At 63.7% G+C, this 19,927-nt stretch carries 2 protein-coding genes and 1 pseudogene; all 3 read left to right on the plus strand.

Annotated elements, in window-relative coordinates; genetic code table 11:
* Nucleotides 1–40 precede the first annotated feature (40 nt).
* The 3 genes and pseudogenes from CIK77_RS18085 (at nucleotide 41) to metK (ending at nucleotide 19,904) form a co-directional block, all read left to right on the plus strand.
* Nucleotides 41–17,701, plus strand: a pseudogene (locus tag CIK77_RS18085) (amino acid adenylation domain-containing protein).
* Between the two features lie 107 nt (nucleotides 17,702–17,808).
* Complete coding sequence (locus tag CIK77_RS06580) at nucleotides 17,809–18,654, plus strand: alpha/beta fold hydrolase (protein ID WP_087056677.1); 846 nt, start codon at nucleotides 17,809–17,811, stop codon at nucleotides 18,652–18,654.
* Between the two features lie 44 nt (nucleotides 18,655–18,698).
* A complete protein-coding gene (gene metK, locus CIK77_RS06585; RefSeq protein WP_087056676.1) occupies nucleotides 18,699–19,904 on the plus strand; it encodes a methionine adenosyltransferase in 1,206 nt (401 codons plus the stop codon).
* Nucleotides 19,905–19,927: the final 23 nt, after the last annotated feature.

A 19,927-nucleotide genomic window follows, 5' to 3' on the forward strand; every position in this document is an offset into this window, starting at 1 on the left:
CAAGGCACGACGTCGCGGAGTACGAGGGACGGGCGCGGCGATGCTTGATCACCTCCCCCTGACGATCAGCCAGCGTGGTACCTGGGCGGCGCAGAGCCTGTTCCCTGGTTCGACGGCGTTCCGTCCGATTTCGATCGTCTGGGGCGACGATGCGATTGACCTGGGCATGTTCGTGGCATCCGTGGAGGCGGCGTTCGAGGAATCGGACGCGTTACGGGTACAGCTGGGGGAGGACGACGGCGTCCCGTTCCAGCAGATCGATTCAGGCGCGCGACTCGAAACGAGAGTCGCTTCGGGACTGCGCACTGACGAGGAGATCCAGGAGTTTGCACGCGAGATACTCAAGGAGCCGGTTGCGGGGGGCTTTCAAAAGCTAAATCGATCCGCGTTGTTTACTCGATCAAGCGGAGGGTGGGCGTGGGTCTTCTCCACTCACAACATCTTGGTCGACGGCTATAGCTTCTCGCTCTTCATACGTCGCGTCGCCGAGGTATATACCTCCTATCACCTCACTGGCTCCGCGCCCGGCCGCTCGTTCGGTGGCCTGGCAGAGTCCGTGCTCGAAGCGGTCCGCTCCGCGGAGAGCCCGCAGGCTGAGGATAGCTACTGGCAGAAGACCCTCGATATCGATGTTGACATCGATCGTCAACGTAAGCCTGTTTCGTTGTCCGCTCTGTTCTCCGCTTCATTCCGTGCGCCGCACACGTTCAAGGTCGCAGGGCTCGAGGAGGGCCTCCACGATCTCTCGCACGAGCTGCGAGTCAACTGGACAGATATTCTGATCGGCGCGTGGGGGCTGTACACGGCTCTGAATGGGGATCGAGACTATCTCGCGCTGCGCGTGCCGATGATGATGAGGGACCGCGGTCAGCTCCTGCGAACTCCTTCCGCTGTGTCGAGGCCCCTGCCTGTGCTGCTTCCGCTCGCACCCACGAGCACCTCGGAAGAACTGTTTGCTCTTCTGCGCAGCCAACTAGTGATGTCGAAGAAACATTCTCACACCGAGGACCACAACTTCGCGAGACTCTGGCCGGGCGGAGAAGACGCGTATTTCTCGCTTCCGTCGATCAATATCAGGATGTTCGACCCGCCCGCAACGTTCGGCCTCGTGCCCGCGTCTGTCGAGGTCGTCCATCCGGGGCCGGCAGGACCGCTGGATCTCTCCGTTTATGGCACACCTCACTCTGGCATCCGTTTCGAGCTCAACGGGCATGAGTCTGTTCTGGGTGACGACGAGATCGTCTCCCATGCAGCCGGCTTCTCCGCTTTTCTGAGTGAGCTGATCGCGGGTTCAGCGAACCAGTCGATCTACATGCTCTCCCGGTCCCTCGATCCTGCGGGGGGCGAAGGCAGCGAGTATGCGGTCGGTACTGATGTGCCACTACCCGACATGACACTTGATCAGTTGCTTCGCGCGCAGGCAGCTCTTTCGCCCGATGAAGAAGCTGTCGTCGACGGTGACGGGCTCAGCTGGTCATTCAGCGAACTAGATGCCCGTGTGAATGCGCTCTCCCAGGTGATCGTAGATAGCGGTGTGCGGCCGGGTGATCGCGTCGCAATCTTGCTGCATCGGTCGTCGGATCTTGTGGCGGTGCTGGCGAGCACGCACCGGTCAGGTGCAGCGTGCGTCCCGATCGATCCGGACTATCCCACGGAACGGGTGAACCAGATAGTCGACGATTCCGGAGCCACGCTTGTCGTTACGGACCGGTCGACGGCAACCACCCACGATCAGGCAGTCTCTAATGCCATGCGCCGGCTTCTGCTGATAGACAAGGACGACACTCAGAAGCGCCTGTCCCGAGGCAAATCAGAGCCTCCCTCACTGGCGCGGCCGGCGTCGCCGGGTGACGCAGCCTATGTGATCTTCACGTCCGGCACGACGGGGCGCCCGAAGGGCGTGAGCGTGCCGCACCGCGCGATCGTCAACCGCCTGGTCTGGGGAGAAGCAACATACCCGCTCAAGAAGCAGCGTGTGCTGATGAAGACACCCACGATCTTCGACGTTTCGATCCCGGAGATCTTTGCTCCGTTGGCGTTCGGGGGGACGCTCGTGATCGCACCACCCGAGGCGCACAAGGACCCGGTCTATCTTGCGGAGCTCATAGAAGAGCAGCGGATCTCCCGTGTGAATTTCGTGCCATCGATGGCGCGGCTTTTCGCCGAGCTGACCTCCCGGTCGTTGGAGACCACAACCGTGACGGCGCTGGCCGGAGAATCGTTCCCGACCAGTCTCGGGGCTGCGCTGCGCGGCGTGGTCTCGGGCGATATCGCGAACGTGTACGGGCCCACGGAAGCCGGCGAGATCACTTTCCATCGGTTCGAGCCGACTGCTGATCGTGCCGCGACCGTACCGATCGGCCGCCCGATCTTCAATTCATCCGCCCGAGTGCTGGACGCTTGGCTTCGCCCCGTCACCGCGGGTAAAGTCGGCGAACTCTACCTCGGAGGCGCTCAGCTCGCCGATGGTTACGTCGGACAGCGCGCCCTCTCGGCAGCGCGCTTCGTCGCTGACCCATTCTCCATCGCGGGTGAGCGGCTTTACCGTACTGGAGATCTGGTCAGGTGGAACGAGCAGGGCCAACTGGAATACATAGGGAGAGCAGACGACCAGATCAAGATCCGGGGGTTCCGCATAGAGGTCGGCGAAGTCCAAGCCGTCCTGGAGCAACACCCGGCCGTGACCGGAGCCGTCGTGCTGGCATTTGACCACCCTGCTGAAGGACAGTATCTCGCTGCCTACGTCACTGCGTCAGGTGTTGATCTCCCCGGCGACGGGACGCTCATGGACGAACTACGCGATCATGCGATGGCCACACTGCCGGAACACATGATTCCCGCCGTGTTCACGGGACTCGACCGAATCCCCGTGACGCCAAACGGCAAACTCGATCGACGCGCCCTGCCTGCTCCGGATCTATGGAGCAACGCATTAGGCCGCGCCCCGGATACTCGAACCGAGCAGACCCTCGCCGACGTCTTCGATTCGGTCCTACACCTGCCCGAAGAAGTCACGCTGTCGGCAGATGATGACTTCTTCCGGTTCGGTGGACACTCGCTCCTCGCCACGCGCGTCGTTGCGCGGGCAAACGCTGCTCTACGGTCGAGACTCTCACTTCGAGATGTGTTCGACCACCCGACAGTGGCAAAACTCGCGCGCCTCGTCGACTCCGCATCCGGAACGACTATTCCGGAAATCCGAGTCGGCGAACTGCCGCGACCCGAAGAGATCCCGGTGTCCTTCGGTCAGCAGGCGCTATGGTTGATCGACCAACTCGGCGGCCCGGGCGGCAGGTATGTCGTTCCCACGACTCTCCGTCTGTTCGGTGACCTCGACGAGACAGCCATGATCAGGGCGCTGCACGACGTAGTCGCCCGCCATGAACCACTCCGCACGCTGATCCAAGAACACGAAGGACGGCTCCGCCAGACGATTCTTGGAACGGAGGAAGCAGAAGGTCTGCTCGAGATCATCAGCGACGATCTCATCGATCAAGGGCCATCCGCACTCAAAGCACGGATCACGGAACTGATACAACCTGGGTTCGATCTTGCCTCTGACCTGCCGCTGCGTGCGGGTCTGCTTCGCACGGCACCGACAGAGTGGGTTCTCATATTGGCCGTGCACCATCACGCGATCGACGAATGGTCGTTGCCCGTGCTGATGGCCGACCTCTCAGTCGCATACACCGCCCGCACGGCGGAATCCACACCACAATGGCGTCCGCTGCAGATCCAATATGCTGACTACGCAATCTGGCAACGCCAGTCGCTCGGCGACCCCGCAGACCTGTTCTCCGAGATCTCCCGGCATCTCAGCTACTGGCGAGATGCACTGGCAGACGCGCCGGAAGAATCAACGATCAGTTCCGACAATCCACGTCCAGCCGAGCCTTCTTATCGGGGCGAGGACATCTCCTTTGAGGTCGCCGAGGAAACTGTGGCGGGCCTGCGTAGGGTGGCCGACAAGCTTGGCGTATCGACGTTCATAATCACTCAAGCGGCAACTGCCCTCGCAGTCTCAGCTCTGGGCGCGGGCGAAGACGTCATCATCGGCTCACCGGTGGGCGGGCGTACTGAAGACGGGTTGGAGAACCTTGTCGGGTACTTCGTGAATACCCTTCCCATCCGACACCAGTTCCACGCCCGCGACACTTTTGCCGACATACTTCGTCGCGCGAAACGCGCAGTGCTGGATGGATTCGCGCATCAAGAGGCCCCGTTCGAGCAGATCGCATCCACGGTCGGCGCAGACCGATCGGCGTCCCGCAATCCTGTTTTCCAGGTGTTGCTCACGTACCAGAACTCAAGTGACGGTAGCGAGGTACTTCTTCCTGGGCTCGAGGTGAAGTCCGAGATCACCCCGCTCGGCGCGGTCAAAACAGATCTCGACCTCTACCTCATCGACTTCCCAGATCGAATCGCCGGATCCCTCGGTTATGCCACCGACCTCTTCGACCGAACTACTGCTCGCAGGTTCGTCGCTGTCCTGACGCATGTGCTCGACAGCATGGCGGTCGATGTGTATTCTCGCGCGGCCGACCTCGACCTGACGCCCGTAAGTGACGCGCACGAGATCATCGACTGGTCGACGGGCGAGTCAGTCACGAATCCCGAAACCACATTGAACGCGCTTTTCGAACAGCGCGCGACGGAGTCGGCCGAATCCATCGCCGTAGTGGATACGAAGGGCTCGCTCACGGGAGCAGAGTTCGACAACCGGGTGAACGCCCTCGCGCAGCTTCTTGTGGCTCATCACGTGGATGTGGGTGATCGCGTGGCAGTGATACTGCCACGGTCTGCGGCGCTCGTCGTCGCTCTTGCGTCCCTCATCCGCGTCGGTGCTGCGTTCATCCTGATCGATCCGGACTATCCGATGGGCAGGCAGCGCACCATACTCGAGGACGCGTCCCCCAAGCTGGTCGTCACCAACGCCGACATCGTCGATACCCGCAGCGAAATGCTCAAGGCCGCCGGGGCTCCGCTCTTTCTGCTCGACGACTCACACACCGCGAATCCGTCAGGAGAGTGGCCGGTCGCTTCTCCCAAACTGTCTCGCTCCCTGTCGGCGAAGGACGTCGTGTGTGTGATATTCACCTCAGGAACGACAGATCGCCCGAAGGGCGTGGAGATCTCACACGAAGCAATGGTCAACCGACTGCTGTGGGTCCGCGAGGAACTTGATTTCGACTCTGCGAGTGTCGCGCTATGGAAGAGCGGCCTGGGATTCATCGACGCGGTCACGGAACTGTTTGGCCCCCTAGCCTCGGGCGCAACCATAGTTATCGCGCCGGATGAGGACGCACGTGACCCGTTGCGCATAGTCGAGCTGATCGAGCAACACAAGGTGACGCATCTGCTGACCGTGCCCGGACTCGCCGACGTACTACTGCAAGTCCCGGATGCGGCAAAACGGCTGGATTCGGTCGGGTCATGGGTGTTGTCAGGCGAGGCTTTGGCTCAGTCAACAGTGCAGGTGCTCAAGCGCGTTGTACCAGCCGTGGTGGCGCGGAACTTCTATGGCTCCACTGAGATCACCGGCGACGTTACGTCAGGGGTGTCCGTCGCCGACAAGATCAAAGTCCCGATTGGCACGCCGGTGGCGAATACTCTCTTGCGAGTACTGGATGAGTGGTTGCGGCCCGTCCCGCTCGGTGTGATCGGAGAACTCTACGTCGGCGGCATCCAGCTCGCGCACGGCTACAGAGCGCAAGCCCCGCTGTCCGCCGCCCGGTTTGTCGCTGACCCGTTCGGGGACTCGGGCGAGCGCTTGTATCGGACCGGGGACTTGGTCCGGTGGAACAGAGATGGCGCGCTGGAGTATCTGGGCCGATCAGATGATCAATTGAAGATCCGAGGATACCGGATCGAGCCTGACGAGATCCGTAACGTCCTCGAACATCACGAGGCCGTGTCCAGTGCGGTCGTGGTGGCGTTGGATCATCCCACAGGCGGAAAATACCTGACCGCTTATGTCACAACTACCAAAGATGCTCCCACGGACGACACGGTCCTTGCCGAGTCGTTGCGAGAGCATGCGGGAAGGGTACTGCCGTCGTATACGGTTCCCACCACAGTGACTCGCCTGGAGGCGTTCCCCGTCACGGTGAACGGGAAACTCGACCGACGCGCCCTCCCCGCCCCACAGATCGGAACGAGCACCGGCGGCCGAGCACCCGAGACCGAGACCGAACTCGCTCTCGCCCAAGTGTTCCGGGACGTCCTTCGTTTGGATAACGGTGTCGTGCTGTCGGTGGATGAAGACTTTTTCCGCTTGGGTGGGCACTCCTTGTTAGCGACGCGGGTCGTCGCGAGGGTAAACGCTGATTTGGGTTCGGCATTGTCGTTGCGGGACGTGTTTGACCACCCCACCATCGCGGAGCTTACCCGTGCGCTCGAAGAGGCAACAGCTTCGTCGGCGCCGGCGCTGCGTGTGGGGGATGTGTCCCGGTCGGGAGTGGTACCGGTGTCGTTTGGTCAGCAGGCGCTCTGGGTAATCGATCGGCTCGGTGGGCCGGGGGGCCGGTATGTGGTCCCCGTCATACTACGATTCTCCGGGAATCTCAACGAAGCTGCGCTGGGCGACGCGGTGCGCGATGTCGTCACCCGCCACCAGGCGTTGCGCACCTTGATCCTTGAAGGCGACGGGCAACTACAACAGGTGGCGGTCTCTGTCGAAGAGGCCGCCCGCCGATTGCCGCTAGCTGCGGAGGACCTCACCGCGGCCGGTGAAAGGGCGGTGCAGGCCCGGGTGACGGGGATCGTGCAGACCGGGTTTGATCTTGCTACCGATATTCCTGTCCGTGGTGGCCTGTTGAAGGTCGCCGGCAACGAGTGGGTATTGGTATTGGCGGTACATCATCACGCGGTGGATGAGTGGTCGCTGCCGGTGCTGTTAGGGGACCTCTCGACGGCGTATCAAGCACGGTTGAGCGGAAGGACTCCTGACTGGGCGTCTCTTGCAGTGCAGTATGCAGATTACGCCGTCTGGCAGCGCGAAATCCTTGGCGATTCGGCCGACCCCGGGTCCGAAATGTCTCGGCACCTGGAGTACTGGCGAGACGTGCTGGCGGACGTGCCGGAGGAATCGACCATCGCTGCGGACCGGTCGCGTCCGGCCCAACCCACCTACCGAGGCGGGGACATCTCGTTTGAGATCGCGCCCGCGACGGTGGCGAGACTGCGCCGGGTAGCGGGCGAGTTGGGCGTGAGCATGTTTATGGTCGCACAGGCCGCGACGGCCCTGGCGGTGTCCGCGCTGGGAGGGAACGATGATGTGGTGATCGGTTCCCCGGTGGGGGGGCGCACGGAGGACGGGCTCGAACCGCTGGTGGGGTACTTCGTGAACACCCTCCCCCTTCGTCACCGGTTCCGTCCCGGTGACACGCTCGCCGATGTTCTTCAGCGAGCCTGCGACGTAGTGCTGGATGGTTTCGCGCATCAGGCCGCCCCGTTCGAGCAGATCACCACTGCGGTGGGGGCCGATCGGTCCGCAAACCGGAACCCGGTGTTCCAGGTCATGCTCACCCATCGCAACTTCACTGGACGACAGAATCCGCTCTCGTTCCCTGGGGTGACTGCTAAGCAAGAAACGGCGTCGATCGGGGCGGTGAAGACCGACCTAGACCTTTACCTCATCGACGACCCTGACGGTATGACCGGACACCTCGCGTATGCCAGTGACCTATTCGACCCGGCTACGGGGGAACGGTTCGCGACCATGCTGCAGTGGGTGCTCGGCGCTATCGCCGCCGATCCCGGGGCACGTGTCGCGGAACTCGGGCTACTGCCGGGCGAAGACGAGAGTCAGATCGCCTCCTGGGAATCAGGTGAGGTACTCGGTGTTGCTGCGAGCACAGTCGATGTCCTAGTGCGGGAGCGGGCAGTCGCTTCACCGGATGCGGTGGCGGTCGTCGGCGACGGCTTGGTGCTCACGTATGCCGCGTTTGATGCGCGGGTGAATGCCCTCGCTCAGATGCTTATCGACCGCGGGGTCGAGGTGGGCGACCGGGTCGCGGTGGTGCTGCCCCGATCGGTGGATCTGGTCGTCGCGCTCACTGGGGCACTTCGGGCGGGGGCCGCGTATGTGCCGATCGATCCCGAGTACCCTGCCGATCGCGTGGCCGCGATCCTCGAAGAGGCCGGCGCGGGTCTGGTGATCGCTGACGCGGTCACGGCTGCCGGGTTTGAGGACGTGATGGGCACTGCCGCTGTTTCGCTGGTCGCGCTGGACGATCCGGTGGTGCGGGAGCGGCTGGTTGCAGGCTCTGATGCTCCGCCAGCTCGGTCGCGCCCGCTTACCCCGGGGGACGTGGCGTACGTGATTTTCACGTCCGGGACGACGGGACGCCCGAAAGGCGTGGAACTTTCGCACCGGGCAGTGATCAACAGGCTGACGTGGGGACGGGACGTACTCGACCTCGGGCAGGGATGTGTGGCGTAGTGGAAAAGTGGGCTCGGTTTCGTGGATGCGGCCACCGAACTGTTCGGTCCGCTCACGGCCGGGGCGACAGTGGTGGTCGCCTCGGACCAGGACGTCCGCGACCCGGAACGTTTGGCAGGCTTGATGAGCCGGCACGAGGTGACACATCTGCTGACGGTGCCGGGTCTGGCCGACGCGATCGCTGGATTGCCCAATGCCGGGCAGTTGCTCCAATCGGTGCGGTCGTGGGTGGCCTCGGGTGAGGTGCTTGGGTCTTCCACCCTGGGAGCGATGCACCGGGCGGCACCGGATGCGGTGATACACAACTTCTACGGGTCCACGGAGGTCACCGGCGACGCGACCGCGGCAGTAGCGGACCATGACGCAGAGACCGCGGTGGTGCCGATTGGTGGACCGGCGGCGAACACGTTCGTGCGCGTGCTGGACTCCTGGTTGCGACCGGTGCCCCCGGGGACGATGGGGGAGTTGTATGTCGGCGGGGCCCAACTGGCCCAGGGATATGCAGGGCAGAGTGCCTTGAGCGCGGCCCGATTCGTCGCTGACCCGACGGGCGAACACGGTGAGCGTCTTTACCGGACCGGTGATGTGGTGCGGTGGAACGACGGGGGCCGGTTGGAGTTCTTGGGCCGGTCGGATGATCAGGTCAAGATCCGGGGATTCCGGATCGAGCCTGACGAGATCCGCAACATCCTCGAGACCCACGAGCTCGTCTCTGGGGCGATCGTTGTGGCGTTGGATCACCCGGCGGGTGGGAAGTTCCTCACCACCTATGTCACGCTCGCTGATACGGGAGCCGCGGAGGACGTGTCCTCCTTCGCCCGGGCACTGCGGGCGCACGCCGGCGCAGTGCTGCCCGAGTACATGGTCCCCACCACAGTCACTGTTCTTGACCGGTTCCCGGTGACGGCGAACGGGAAACTCGACCGGCGTGCGCTGCCAGCCCCCGATCTGGCCGGGTCGGCGGGAGCCGGGCGAGCCCCAGAGACCGAGACCGAGCGGACCCTGGCGGCCGTATTCCGGGACGTGCTCCGCCTTGATGATGGCGTTTCCCTGTCGGTGGATGATGATTTCTTCCGCCTGGGCGGGCATTCACTGCTCGCAACCCGGGTCGTGGCCCGGGCGAACGCCCAGCTGGGTGCGGGGCTGACTCTGCGGGATGTCTTCGATCACCCCACCATCGCGGGCCTTGCTCGTGTGGCGGATGACGCGGCTGGCGATGCGGGCCCGGTGCTGCGGGTGGGGGACGTACCCCGGCCCGACAAGGTGCCAGCATCCTTCGGCCAGCAAGCGCTCTGGGTGACAGAAGAGTTGGCGGGCAGTTCGATATACCGGATACCAGTCGAGCTGGAGGCGCGTCAGCGCATCGATCCCGTTGCACTTGCGCAAGCGATCGGTCAACTTGTTGCGCGTCATGAGACGCTTCGAACGACGTTCAGCTTCGACGAGAACACCTCCTTGCTCCAGCAGACGGTTCATGAGGCATCCTTGAAGAATCGTGAAGCGATCAAGATCGAGCAGATTGATCGGGATCGCCTGATGACGAGAATCTCGGAGCTCGTGAGGGCACCGATGGATTTGTCACGCGAGTTCGGCATGAGATTCCACGTCTTGCGTCACGAGCATGGCGATGTACTTGTGCTCCCTAGCCATCACCTCATCACCGACGAGCAGTCTTTTGAGCCACTGATCCGCGACTTGAACGCGTTCTACGCGGAGGCACTCACAGGACGACCGGCGGGCCTCCCTTCGTTGCCGCTGCAGTATGCCGACTTCGCTGTCTGGCACCGCGCGATGTTGGGCGACCGTAGTGACCCGGGATCTCTTTACCGGACTGAGCTCGACCACTGGCGTGATGTCTTGACCGGTCTGCCTGCGGAGACTGTGCTTCCGCTCGACTATTCTCGTGACGAAACCGATACGCGTACAGTCTTCCCAGCGAGCGCCGCTTTGTCGAGCAGCGAGACCGAAAGCATCGACGAGTTGCTCATAGAGCGGAGTGCGACTCCGCTGCAGGCGCTTATGACCGCGCTCTCGCTTGCACTCTGGGTGGAGGGCGCCGGCAGCAGTGTGCCCATCGGAACGCCGATCAGCTTGCGTGATCAGCCCGAGTTGAGCGACCTGATCGGGTACTTCGTCAACACCGTTGTCGTGCGTGCAGACATCGACGAAACTGAAGGTTTCGGCGAATTGCTGCACAATCTTCGTGGCCGGGTGCTCGACGCTGAAGAGCACAAGTTCGCGCCGTTTGAGAGTGTTGTCGAGACTGTTTCCCCGCAGCGTGTCCCCGGGGTAAGCCCGCTGTTTCAGGTGATGGCAGCCTACCTCGACACTCCGGAATTCACGCAAGATGAGACGTCGCTGTTCACACCGCTTGTTCCGCCGGAGTCAGAGGGCAACGTTTCCTCGCGACCGGCGCTTTTCGATCTGGTCTTCTCGGTCGCTCGACGCGAGAAGGGGCGGCTCAGTCTGTACCTAAATGCCACCCGCGAGCTGTTCTCTCCGGCGACGACGTCTCGGCTGTTGCGTGGCACCGAGCTGTTCCTGACACTCGGTGCGCGGTACCCAAGCCTGCCGATCCGGCACCTTGCCCAGCTGGTGCGGGCCGGCCGGGCAGGAGAGCCCGCCGCCGAGGTCGGCGGGAAGGCACGGCGGACATTCCGGCTCCCGCTGGCCGATTTCGACGCAGAAGATGCACCCCTCTGGCGCGCTGCGGTCGAGCACTCTGGATTCGTCTTATCGCGGGTGGGGGACATGCGTCTGCGCGTGCTCGAGGACGGCGGCGGTGAACTGGAGGGCAAGGTGGAGAACCCCGCAACGCTCGACGCCGTGGCCGCCACGCTGACCGGTCTCGTTGATGCTTACCGCTCCGACACCGCCGTCGTCATCGAGAGAGCGCCCGGCAACGTGCACGCGTACTCCGACGGGGAGCTGACCGCGGCGCTCCACGACCCCTTCTGGGAGGAGTGGGCCGACGAAATCGCCGACGCACCCGACACGACTCTGCCTCGGCGAGGCGAAGTGGAGGCGACTTGCGGAGGCGCTGTGAGGAGCGTGCAGTCAAATCAAACTGGAAGCGAGGAGGAGGCGCGCACCGTCGTTCTCAACGCCGTGACGCATGCGCTCGACTCGACGATTGACGGTGGACTGGTCGTGGAGTTGTGCGAGCCGGACGGAATTTTCATGGTTCGTCAGTTCCCGGTGCTGCTGAGGGGTGACGGCGGCGAGGCACAAGGCATTGCCGCGAACGAGGGGATCAGTCAGGCGAGCAGTGGCCTCCTGGGGGAGCGAGCCGTGCAGTATGAAGCGCTGATCGATCACCCTCAGCTGGCACGCTTCGTCGACGACCTGCCGATACCGAAAGTCCGAGTGACGGTGTTCGCCACCAACGCGGAACCCGATACGGTCACAGTGAAAGCTCTCGAACGCGCCGAAATCGATCTCGACGTCCTCGTGCTCTCCGGCGCCAGACCAGGTTCAGATGACCGTGTTGTCCGCGTCGAGGTTGCCGCGGCAGCGGGAATCGACCTAGACGCATGTCGGCTCGCAGAAGAGATCCTTAATGAGATCGCTCACTCGGGCATCGCTCTGGCAGAGCCCGCAAAACCCGTCGTGCCGCTCAGGGTCCGTCGTGCAGACCGACTGACCCTCTTGCGGGAAGAAGAAGAGGGCATTCGAGCCCGCTACGGGCACGACGCGGAGATACTGCCGCTCTCGCCGCTGCAGCACGGGCTCTTTTACCACCTTGTGCGAGCGCGGGAGTCCGGCGACCACAACGCCTATGTCTCACTGTCCACGCGGCAGCTCTCGGGCCGCGTCGATGCCGAGCGCATGGCGCGGGCCGCGGCCACCGCCTTTTCCCGGTATCCCAACCTGAGCGCAGCGTTCATCCCCTCGGGCGAGGCACAGGTGATCCCTGCAGCTTCCGACGTGCCGTTCCGGGTGATCCGGCTGCCCGAGTGGGAGGCGCTCGGTACCCCGGTAAGTGAGTTCCTCGCCAACGAACGACGACAGCCGTTCGACTTCGAGACCCCTCCGCTCATTCGGTTCACACTGCTCGAGCACGCGCCGGAAGCGTGGACGCTCGCGATGAGCTTCGAGCACATCCTGATCGACGGTTGGTCGCTCAGTGCACTCCTAGAAGAGATCTTCGACCTCTATGCCGATCCCGACTATGCAGATCGCATGCCGCCCGCATCGTTCCGTTCGTACCTCGATTGGCTGGATGAGCAAGACCCTGACATTGCTTCGCGTGCGTGGGACGATTATCTCGCGGGCCTGACTGGGCCGACCCTGCTCTGGCCCGAGAGTAGCGATCTCAGCGGCACACAGGTCGAGACAGGGGAACTTCACCGAGATCTCGATCCCACCGCGGCTGCAGCGGTCTTTGCGGCCGCGAGGACTGCTGGTGTGACCGTGGGTACCCTGCTGCAGACAGCCTGGGGCATCGCTCTGAGCCGTCTCACCGGCAGCGACGATGTCGTCTTCGGTAACACCGTGTCGGGCCGTCCGGCTGAGCTGTCCGAGTCTGACCGCATCATCGGGTTGCTGTTCAACACCGTGCCGATGCGGATAGGCGTCACGCCGGTCGAGACCGTCGAACAGCTGCTATCACGGGTGCAGGCCAGGCAGTTGACCGTCATCGAATATCCGCAGACATCGCTCACGAAAATCCAGGCTGCCGTCGGCATGTCAACGTTATTCGACACCCTTTTCGTCGTGCAGAATCACCCTTTCGGCGCCGCCGGAGAACGCGACTGGGCCGGTGTGAAGGTCGTCGAAGCGGAGATCGACGACGCGACCCACTACCCAGTGACCTTTGCCGTGAATCCCTGGATACAAGGCGACGTTGCCGATGTTCACGTACGTCTCTCCTACCGACGCGACGCTTTCGATGACGCAGCGGCTGAGCGGCTGCTGGAACGCTATCTGCTCGTGCTCCGGGGCCTGACAGACAAGCTCGATGTTCCCGTTGGCGAGCTGACGGCGCTGCTCCCCGATGAGGCCCAGCCGCACACGGGTATCGTTGCCGATCTGCACCGCGCGATCGAAGGTGTGACGGTCGCGAGCCTGCTGGAGCGCCAGGTTCGCCGATCTCCGAATGAGACTGCACTGGTTGCCGGTTCGCGACGCTTCGTCTTCGCCGAGTTCTCCGCCGAAGTGAACCGGTATGCCCGGCTGCTGCTGGAGCACGGCGTGCGCCCCGAGCATCGGGTGGCGTTGCTGCTGCCGCGTGACGAGCGGATGGTTATTGCGATGTTCGCGGTGTTCGCCGTCGGCGCGGCCTACGTGCCGGTCGATGCCGAGCTGCCCGACGAGCGTATCGGCTACATGTTCGACGTCGCTTCCCCCACGGTTACGCTCGTCACCGACCGCGACGCAGCGAGGCTCGGCTCATCCGCTGGGGAGGCGGTGAACCTCGATGACGAGGCGGTCCGCGCCCGCATCTCAGCCCTAGACGCGGGCTCGATCACGGTGGAGGAGCGTGGTGGTGAGGTGTCGCTGGACCACTTGGCGTACATCATCTTCACGTCTGGCTCCACGGGCCGGCCGAAGGGCGTCGCGGTCGCGTACCGAGGCCTGACGAACATGTACGCCAACCATGTCGAGAAGATCTTCGACCGCGTGGTGGTCCATCAGGCCGGGCGGCGGATGCGGATCGCTCACACGACATCCTTCTCGTTCGATGCGTCGTGGGAGCAGCTTTTCTGGTTGCTCAACGGGCACGCGGTGTACGTGATAGATGAGGAGATGCGTCGGGACCCGCAGCGTCTGCTTGCGTACTACGACGATCAGCGCATCGACGGGTTCGACGTCACCCCGTCGTACGGGCAGGTGCTCGTCGATGAGGGGCTGCTGGAACGCGACCGGACGGCGGGCCGGTCGGTGTCGGCCGACGCCCCGGGGGTGGTGTTCGTCTCCCTCGGTGGGGAGGCAGTGCCCGAGCGACTCTGGCAGCAGCTGCGGGACGCGCCCGGCGTGGAGTCTTACAACCTCTACGGGCCGACCGAGTACACGATCAACGCGCTCGGCGCAGATCTCGCCGACAGCACCACCCCGAGCGTTGGCACCCCGATCTTCAACACCCGCGCCTACATTCTCGACGACAACCTGCAGCCCACGCTGCCGGGTGTTGCGGGCGAGCTCTATCTGGCGGGCGCGGGCAATGCGCGCGGCTACTGGGGGCAGTCCGCCCTCACGGCTGAGCGCTTCGTCGCCTGCCCGTGGGAGCCGGGGGAGCGCATGTACCGTACCGGGGATCTCGCCCGATGGAACGCCGAAGGTCACATCGACTATCTCGGGCGTGCCGACGAGCAAGTAAAGATCCGCGGATACCGGATCGAGCCCGACGAGATCCGCGCGGTGCTTGAGACGCACCCGCTCGTCGCGGGAGCGGCGGTGATCGCCGCTGATCATCCGTCGAGCGGGACGTTCCTCGCCGCGTACGTGATTCCCACCGATATCGAAATCGACGACGCCGCCTTGCGCGATGCGGTACGCACGCATGCCGCGCAGCAGCTGCCCGACTACATGGTGCCGGCTTCGTATATGCGGGTAGAGGCATTCCCTCTCACGCCAAATGGCAAGCTCGACCGGCGGGCACTGCCCGAACCGGAACTCGGCCAGGCCGCCTCCGCCGGGAGGAAGCCGGAGACGGAGACGGAGCGCACACTCATGAAAGCCGTTCAAGAAGTGCTAAGGCTGGGTGCCGACACGGCGTGCTCGGTCGACGATGACTTCTTCCGACTGGGTGGCGACAGCATTCTGTCGATCCAACTCATGTCCATGGCCCGTCGCGCAGGTATCATGATCGCTGCGTCCGAGGTGTTCTCGGCCCGGACAGTCGCAGCCCTCGCTCGGATCGTCGACGAACGCGCCTCACGGGAGACCGCGTCTTGCGTGGAGAGCGCCGAAGTGCGATCGTCTCGGCTCTGGCCGATCGCCCGCTCGATGGCGGGTAGTCCGGGATTCGCATCGTTCGCTCAGGCGGCTCTCTACACGGTGCCCGCGGACACTTCGGATGAACTGGTGACGCGCGTACTCGCTCAGGCGGTCCAGCACCACGGGGCGCTGAACGCGCGTCTCACCCGAGCCGAGGACGGTAATCGCCACTTCGAACTGCTACCGCTGCGACCAGGAACACTCCGCGAGCGGATCACAGTTCAACAGGTGGACTCCGCCTGGTCAGACCCCGAATGGACGGATTCCATCCAGAATCGGGTGACGTCGATGGCACACACGATGGATCCTGAGCGCGGGGTGCTCTGGCGGGCGGCCTTGTTTACGAGCGTAGCGGAGGACACGAGCCGTCTTCTTCTCGTCGTCCATCACCTCGTAGTCGACGGTGTATCGTGGCGTATCTTGGAAGACGATCTGCAGCATTCCTGGGAGATCGAGACGGGGCGCACCACGGACCCGTTGCTGCCAGCGGGTACGAGCATGACAGCCTGGGCGGAAGCGCTCGCGACCCGTGCCGTTGCGATGGACGTCGTCGGGCAGACGGAGTACTGGGCAAACAGCTTGACGGTCCCTGACCCTCTCCTGGGGGCACGTCATGTAGACCCGAAACTCGATAAGCGGGAGACGGCGCGCAGGGCTCGAGTTCGGGTGCCATCGTCGGTCGCCGGACCGTTGCTATCCACCATTCCGAGCGCGCTATCGGCAGAGGTCAACGATGTTCTTCTCAGTTCGCTGGCAATTGCTGTGGGCGCATGGCGGGCACAGCGCGGCGTAAGACACCGGCGGGTCCTGGTCGGACTCGAAGGGCATGGACGTGAAGAACAGTTTGTGCCGGGCAGCGACCTCTCACGCACTGTGGGATGGTTCACGACGTGGTACCCAGTGGGTGTGGACACGGCCGATGCCGACCCTGTAGCCGCACTCGATGATCCGAAAGTCGCTCTGGACGCTGTTGTGTACGTCAGAGATCAACTACGGCAGGTCCCGGACAAGGGCATCGGATACGGCGTCTTGCGATCGCTGAATCCCGACGCTGCTTCGGCATTCGAAGACGGGCACATGCCGCAGATCGGGTTCAACTATCTGGGGCAGTTCGGGGGCGGCCGGCACGAGGAGGAGACGGCCTGGGCATTCGCTCCCGAAGCTCCCGGTCTATCCGGAGCGTCGGACAAGTCGATGCCTCTGCCATCGGTCCTGGACATCAACATATCGGCTGTGCCGGATACGAAGGATGGTGGTTGGGCCCTGCGAGGTTCCATAACGTATGCTTCCGGCATCCTCGCGGAAAGCGATGTTCAGGAACTGTCCGACTTGTGGGTCCAAGCGATGACTCAGCTCAGCGCGGCTTCCGAAACGCTGCACGCAGATCGTACAGACACACACGTAGACCATGGCGAGCCGCGTCGTTCGAAGAGCTCGCTCCTTACCTGTGGAGGGGTTGACTCATCTGCGTCGACGCCGGCGGCGGATGCCGCCACGCCGGACGTCTGGGTTGAGGCGATTCGTGTGCCGCTCCTACAAGCAACAAATGGCCGATATCTGTTCGCTATACATCCGCTTGAAGGATTCGCCTTCGTCTACAGTGCCTTGCGAGATTACTTGCCGGCAAATCTGGGGATCATGGGTTTACAAGATCCAGCGCATGCCGGGGTGGACGCAAACCTCAACTCTCGTACTCACGTCGCCGCCGTGTATGCCGACGTCGTGCAACAGACGCAGCCTTCCGGCCCCTATCATCTTCTGGGCTGGTCTCTGGGCGCCCACATTGCGTTTACCGTCGGACAAGAACTAGAACGACGTGGGGAACGCGTGGCTTCGCTAACCATCATCGACACGCCAGTGAAGGTGTCGGAAAACACATCACGGGTAGACGAGTCGCGGGGCGGGCACGCCCCAGTGCACGAGGATCACGAGGGTCAGGCGGTCATCATTGATCGATCGCGTGAAAGGTGGTTGTCCCTTCTGGGGCTTGATTCCGACGACGGGGCGGAAGGTGTCCTCAAAGCGATGGCTATATCCACATTGCGCAGCTCACGCGTCATGTCGACCGGGACCTCCGGAAGTCTGGCCACGCCCGCGCTGCTCATCGCAACTACGGAGCTATTGGAGTCCGCGAGCAGAGTTGGCACAGGAGCGTACCTGTCCTGGGACTCACACGTACTGGCGTGCACGACCATTTCTGTTCCTGACGAAGATCACTACTCGATCCTGAACAGTGGCGCCGGTCTTCCGAAGTGGGGGCCGCAGTTGAAGCGGTTCCTCGAAGAGAGTATCCGGAGTGAGAACAAGGAGCCGCGATGAGCGCGATCTTGCCGGACTCCAACGAATACGAGGAGACGTCGTCGAACGCCGTTGCGGTCGGCCGACACACCATTGCCTGACGCTGGAAACCCGCGACGGAGACACCCATGCCGACACTGTCCGTGAACGGAATCGCCCTGCACTACGACGAATACGGCGCCGCCAGCGATCCGCTCGTCGTGCTGGTGATGGGCACGGGGGCGAAAGGCAACGTGTGGAGCCTGCACCAGGTGCCCGCCCTCGTCACCGCAGGCTACCGAGTGATCACCTACGACAGTCGCGGCATGAGCCCCGTCCCCGGGCAGACCGATACGTATTGTCCGGACATCAGCGTCTCAGAGCTCGTCGACGACCTCGCCGTCCTGATCGAGCACTTCGGCGCCCCGGCCCATGTGATCGGCACGTCGCTGGGCGCGAGAGTCGTCCAGGAGCTCGCCCTCGCCCGCCCTGACCTCGTGCGCCGGGTTGTGGCGATGGCCGGTCACACCCGCATAGACGACGTTGGCGAGCTGCTGACACGGGGGGAGCAAGAGCTGTTCGACCAGTCCGTCGAGCTTCCGAAGACATACAAGGCTGCGGTGGACGCGCTCCTGAATCTGTCGCCTGCGACGTTGCGTGACGAGGAGAAGACGCGTGACTGGCTGGCGGTGTTGGAGTACTCAGCCGACCCGATGCCATCGGGGGAGCGCGGGCAGCTCGGTGCTTCGGACCGGCTCGGCGATCGCACCGACGTATACCGGACCATCACCGGGCCGCTGCTTGTGATGAGCTTCGCGGACGATCTGGTGATCCCCGCCTACCTCGGCCGTGAGCTCGCCGACGTAGTCCCGTCCGCCCAGTATGTGGAAGTGCCCGACGCCGGGCACTTCGGCTACCTCGAGCAGCCCGAGCTGGTGAACCGCCTCCTGCTCGATTTCCTCGCCGAACCCGACCAGCAGCAGCCGGTCAGCTAGTCGCGCGCGGCGCGCCGAGCGATATCTCGATTCAACAGGAGAGTGTGATGAGTTTGCGTCTGTTCACTTCCGAGTCGGTCACGGAAGGCCACCCGGACAAGATCTGCGATCAGATCTCCGACAGCATCCTCGACGGGCTGCTGCATACCGACCGCAACAGCCGTGTCGCTGTGGAGACCCTCGTCACGACAGGTCTCGTGCAGGTGGCCGGGGAGATCCGCACCGACGGGTATGTGGAGATTCCCGCGATCGTGCGCGGTGTCATCAACCGCATCGGGTACACCTCGAGCGAGATGGGATTCGACGGCGACTCGTGCGGCGTGAGCGTCTCGGTGGGGGAGCAGTCCGCCGATATCTCGCACGGCGTCGACCGGGCGCTGGAGCAGCGCGAGGGCGACTCCGTCGACCGGCTCGACCTGCTGGGTGCCGGCGACCAGGGCATCATGTTCGGCTTCGCGACGAACGAGACGCCCGAGCTCATGCCGATGGCCGCGTGGACGGCGCATCGGCTCGCCGAACGTCTTGCCGAGGTGCGTCGCAACGGCGACCTGCCCTTCCTGCGCCCTGACGGCAAGACCCAGGTGACCTTGGGCTACGAAGGATTCCGCCCGAAGACGGTCGAAGCAGTCGTCCTGTCGACACAGCATCACCCGGGCACGTCGCAGGAGGAACTCCGGCACGAGATCGAGGAGAGGGTCATCCGCCCCGTCCTCGGTCGGACGGCCCTGGACCATGCGGACGTGAAACTGTACATCAACCCCGCGGGCCCCTTCGTCATCGGCGGGCCGAAGGGCGATGCGGGCCTCACTGGCCGCAAGATCATCATCGACACCTACGGCGGCGCGTCCCGTCACGGCGGCGGAGCCTTCAGCGGCAAGGACCCCTCGAAGGTCGACCGTTCGGCGGCGTACGCTCTGCGGTGGGTCGCGAAGAACGTAGTCGCTGCGGGCCTCGCCGAGCGGGTCGAGGTGCAGGTGGCCTACGCGATCGGCAAGGCCAATCCCGTGGGACTGTATGTGGAGTCGTTCGGTACGGGGTGCGTGCCCGACGACGTCATCACACGTGCGATCTCGAAGGTGTTCGACCTGCGTCCGGGCGCGATCATCGCTGAGCTCGACCTGTTGCGCCCCATCTACGCACAGACGGCGACGTACGGGCATTTCGGACGCGAGCTGCCGGACTTCACTTGGGAGCGCACCACACGCGTCGAGGAACTCCGGCGTGCCGCGGGCGTCAGGGGCGAGCTGTGATGCGCGCAAAGTGGAGGGTGTGA

Origin of the sequence: Microbacterium sp. JB110, assembly GCF_003335195.1 — a bacterium.
Lineage (GTDB): Bacteria > Actinomycetota > Actinomycetes > Actinomycetales > Microbacteriaceae > Microbacterium.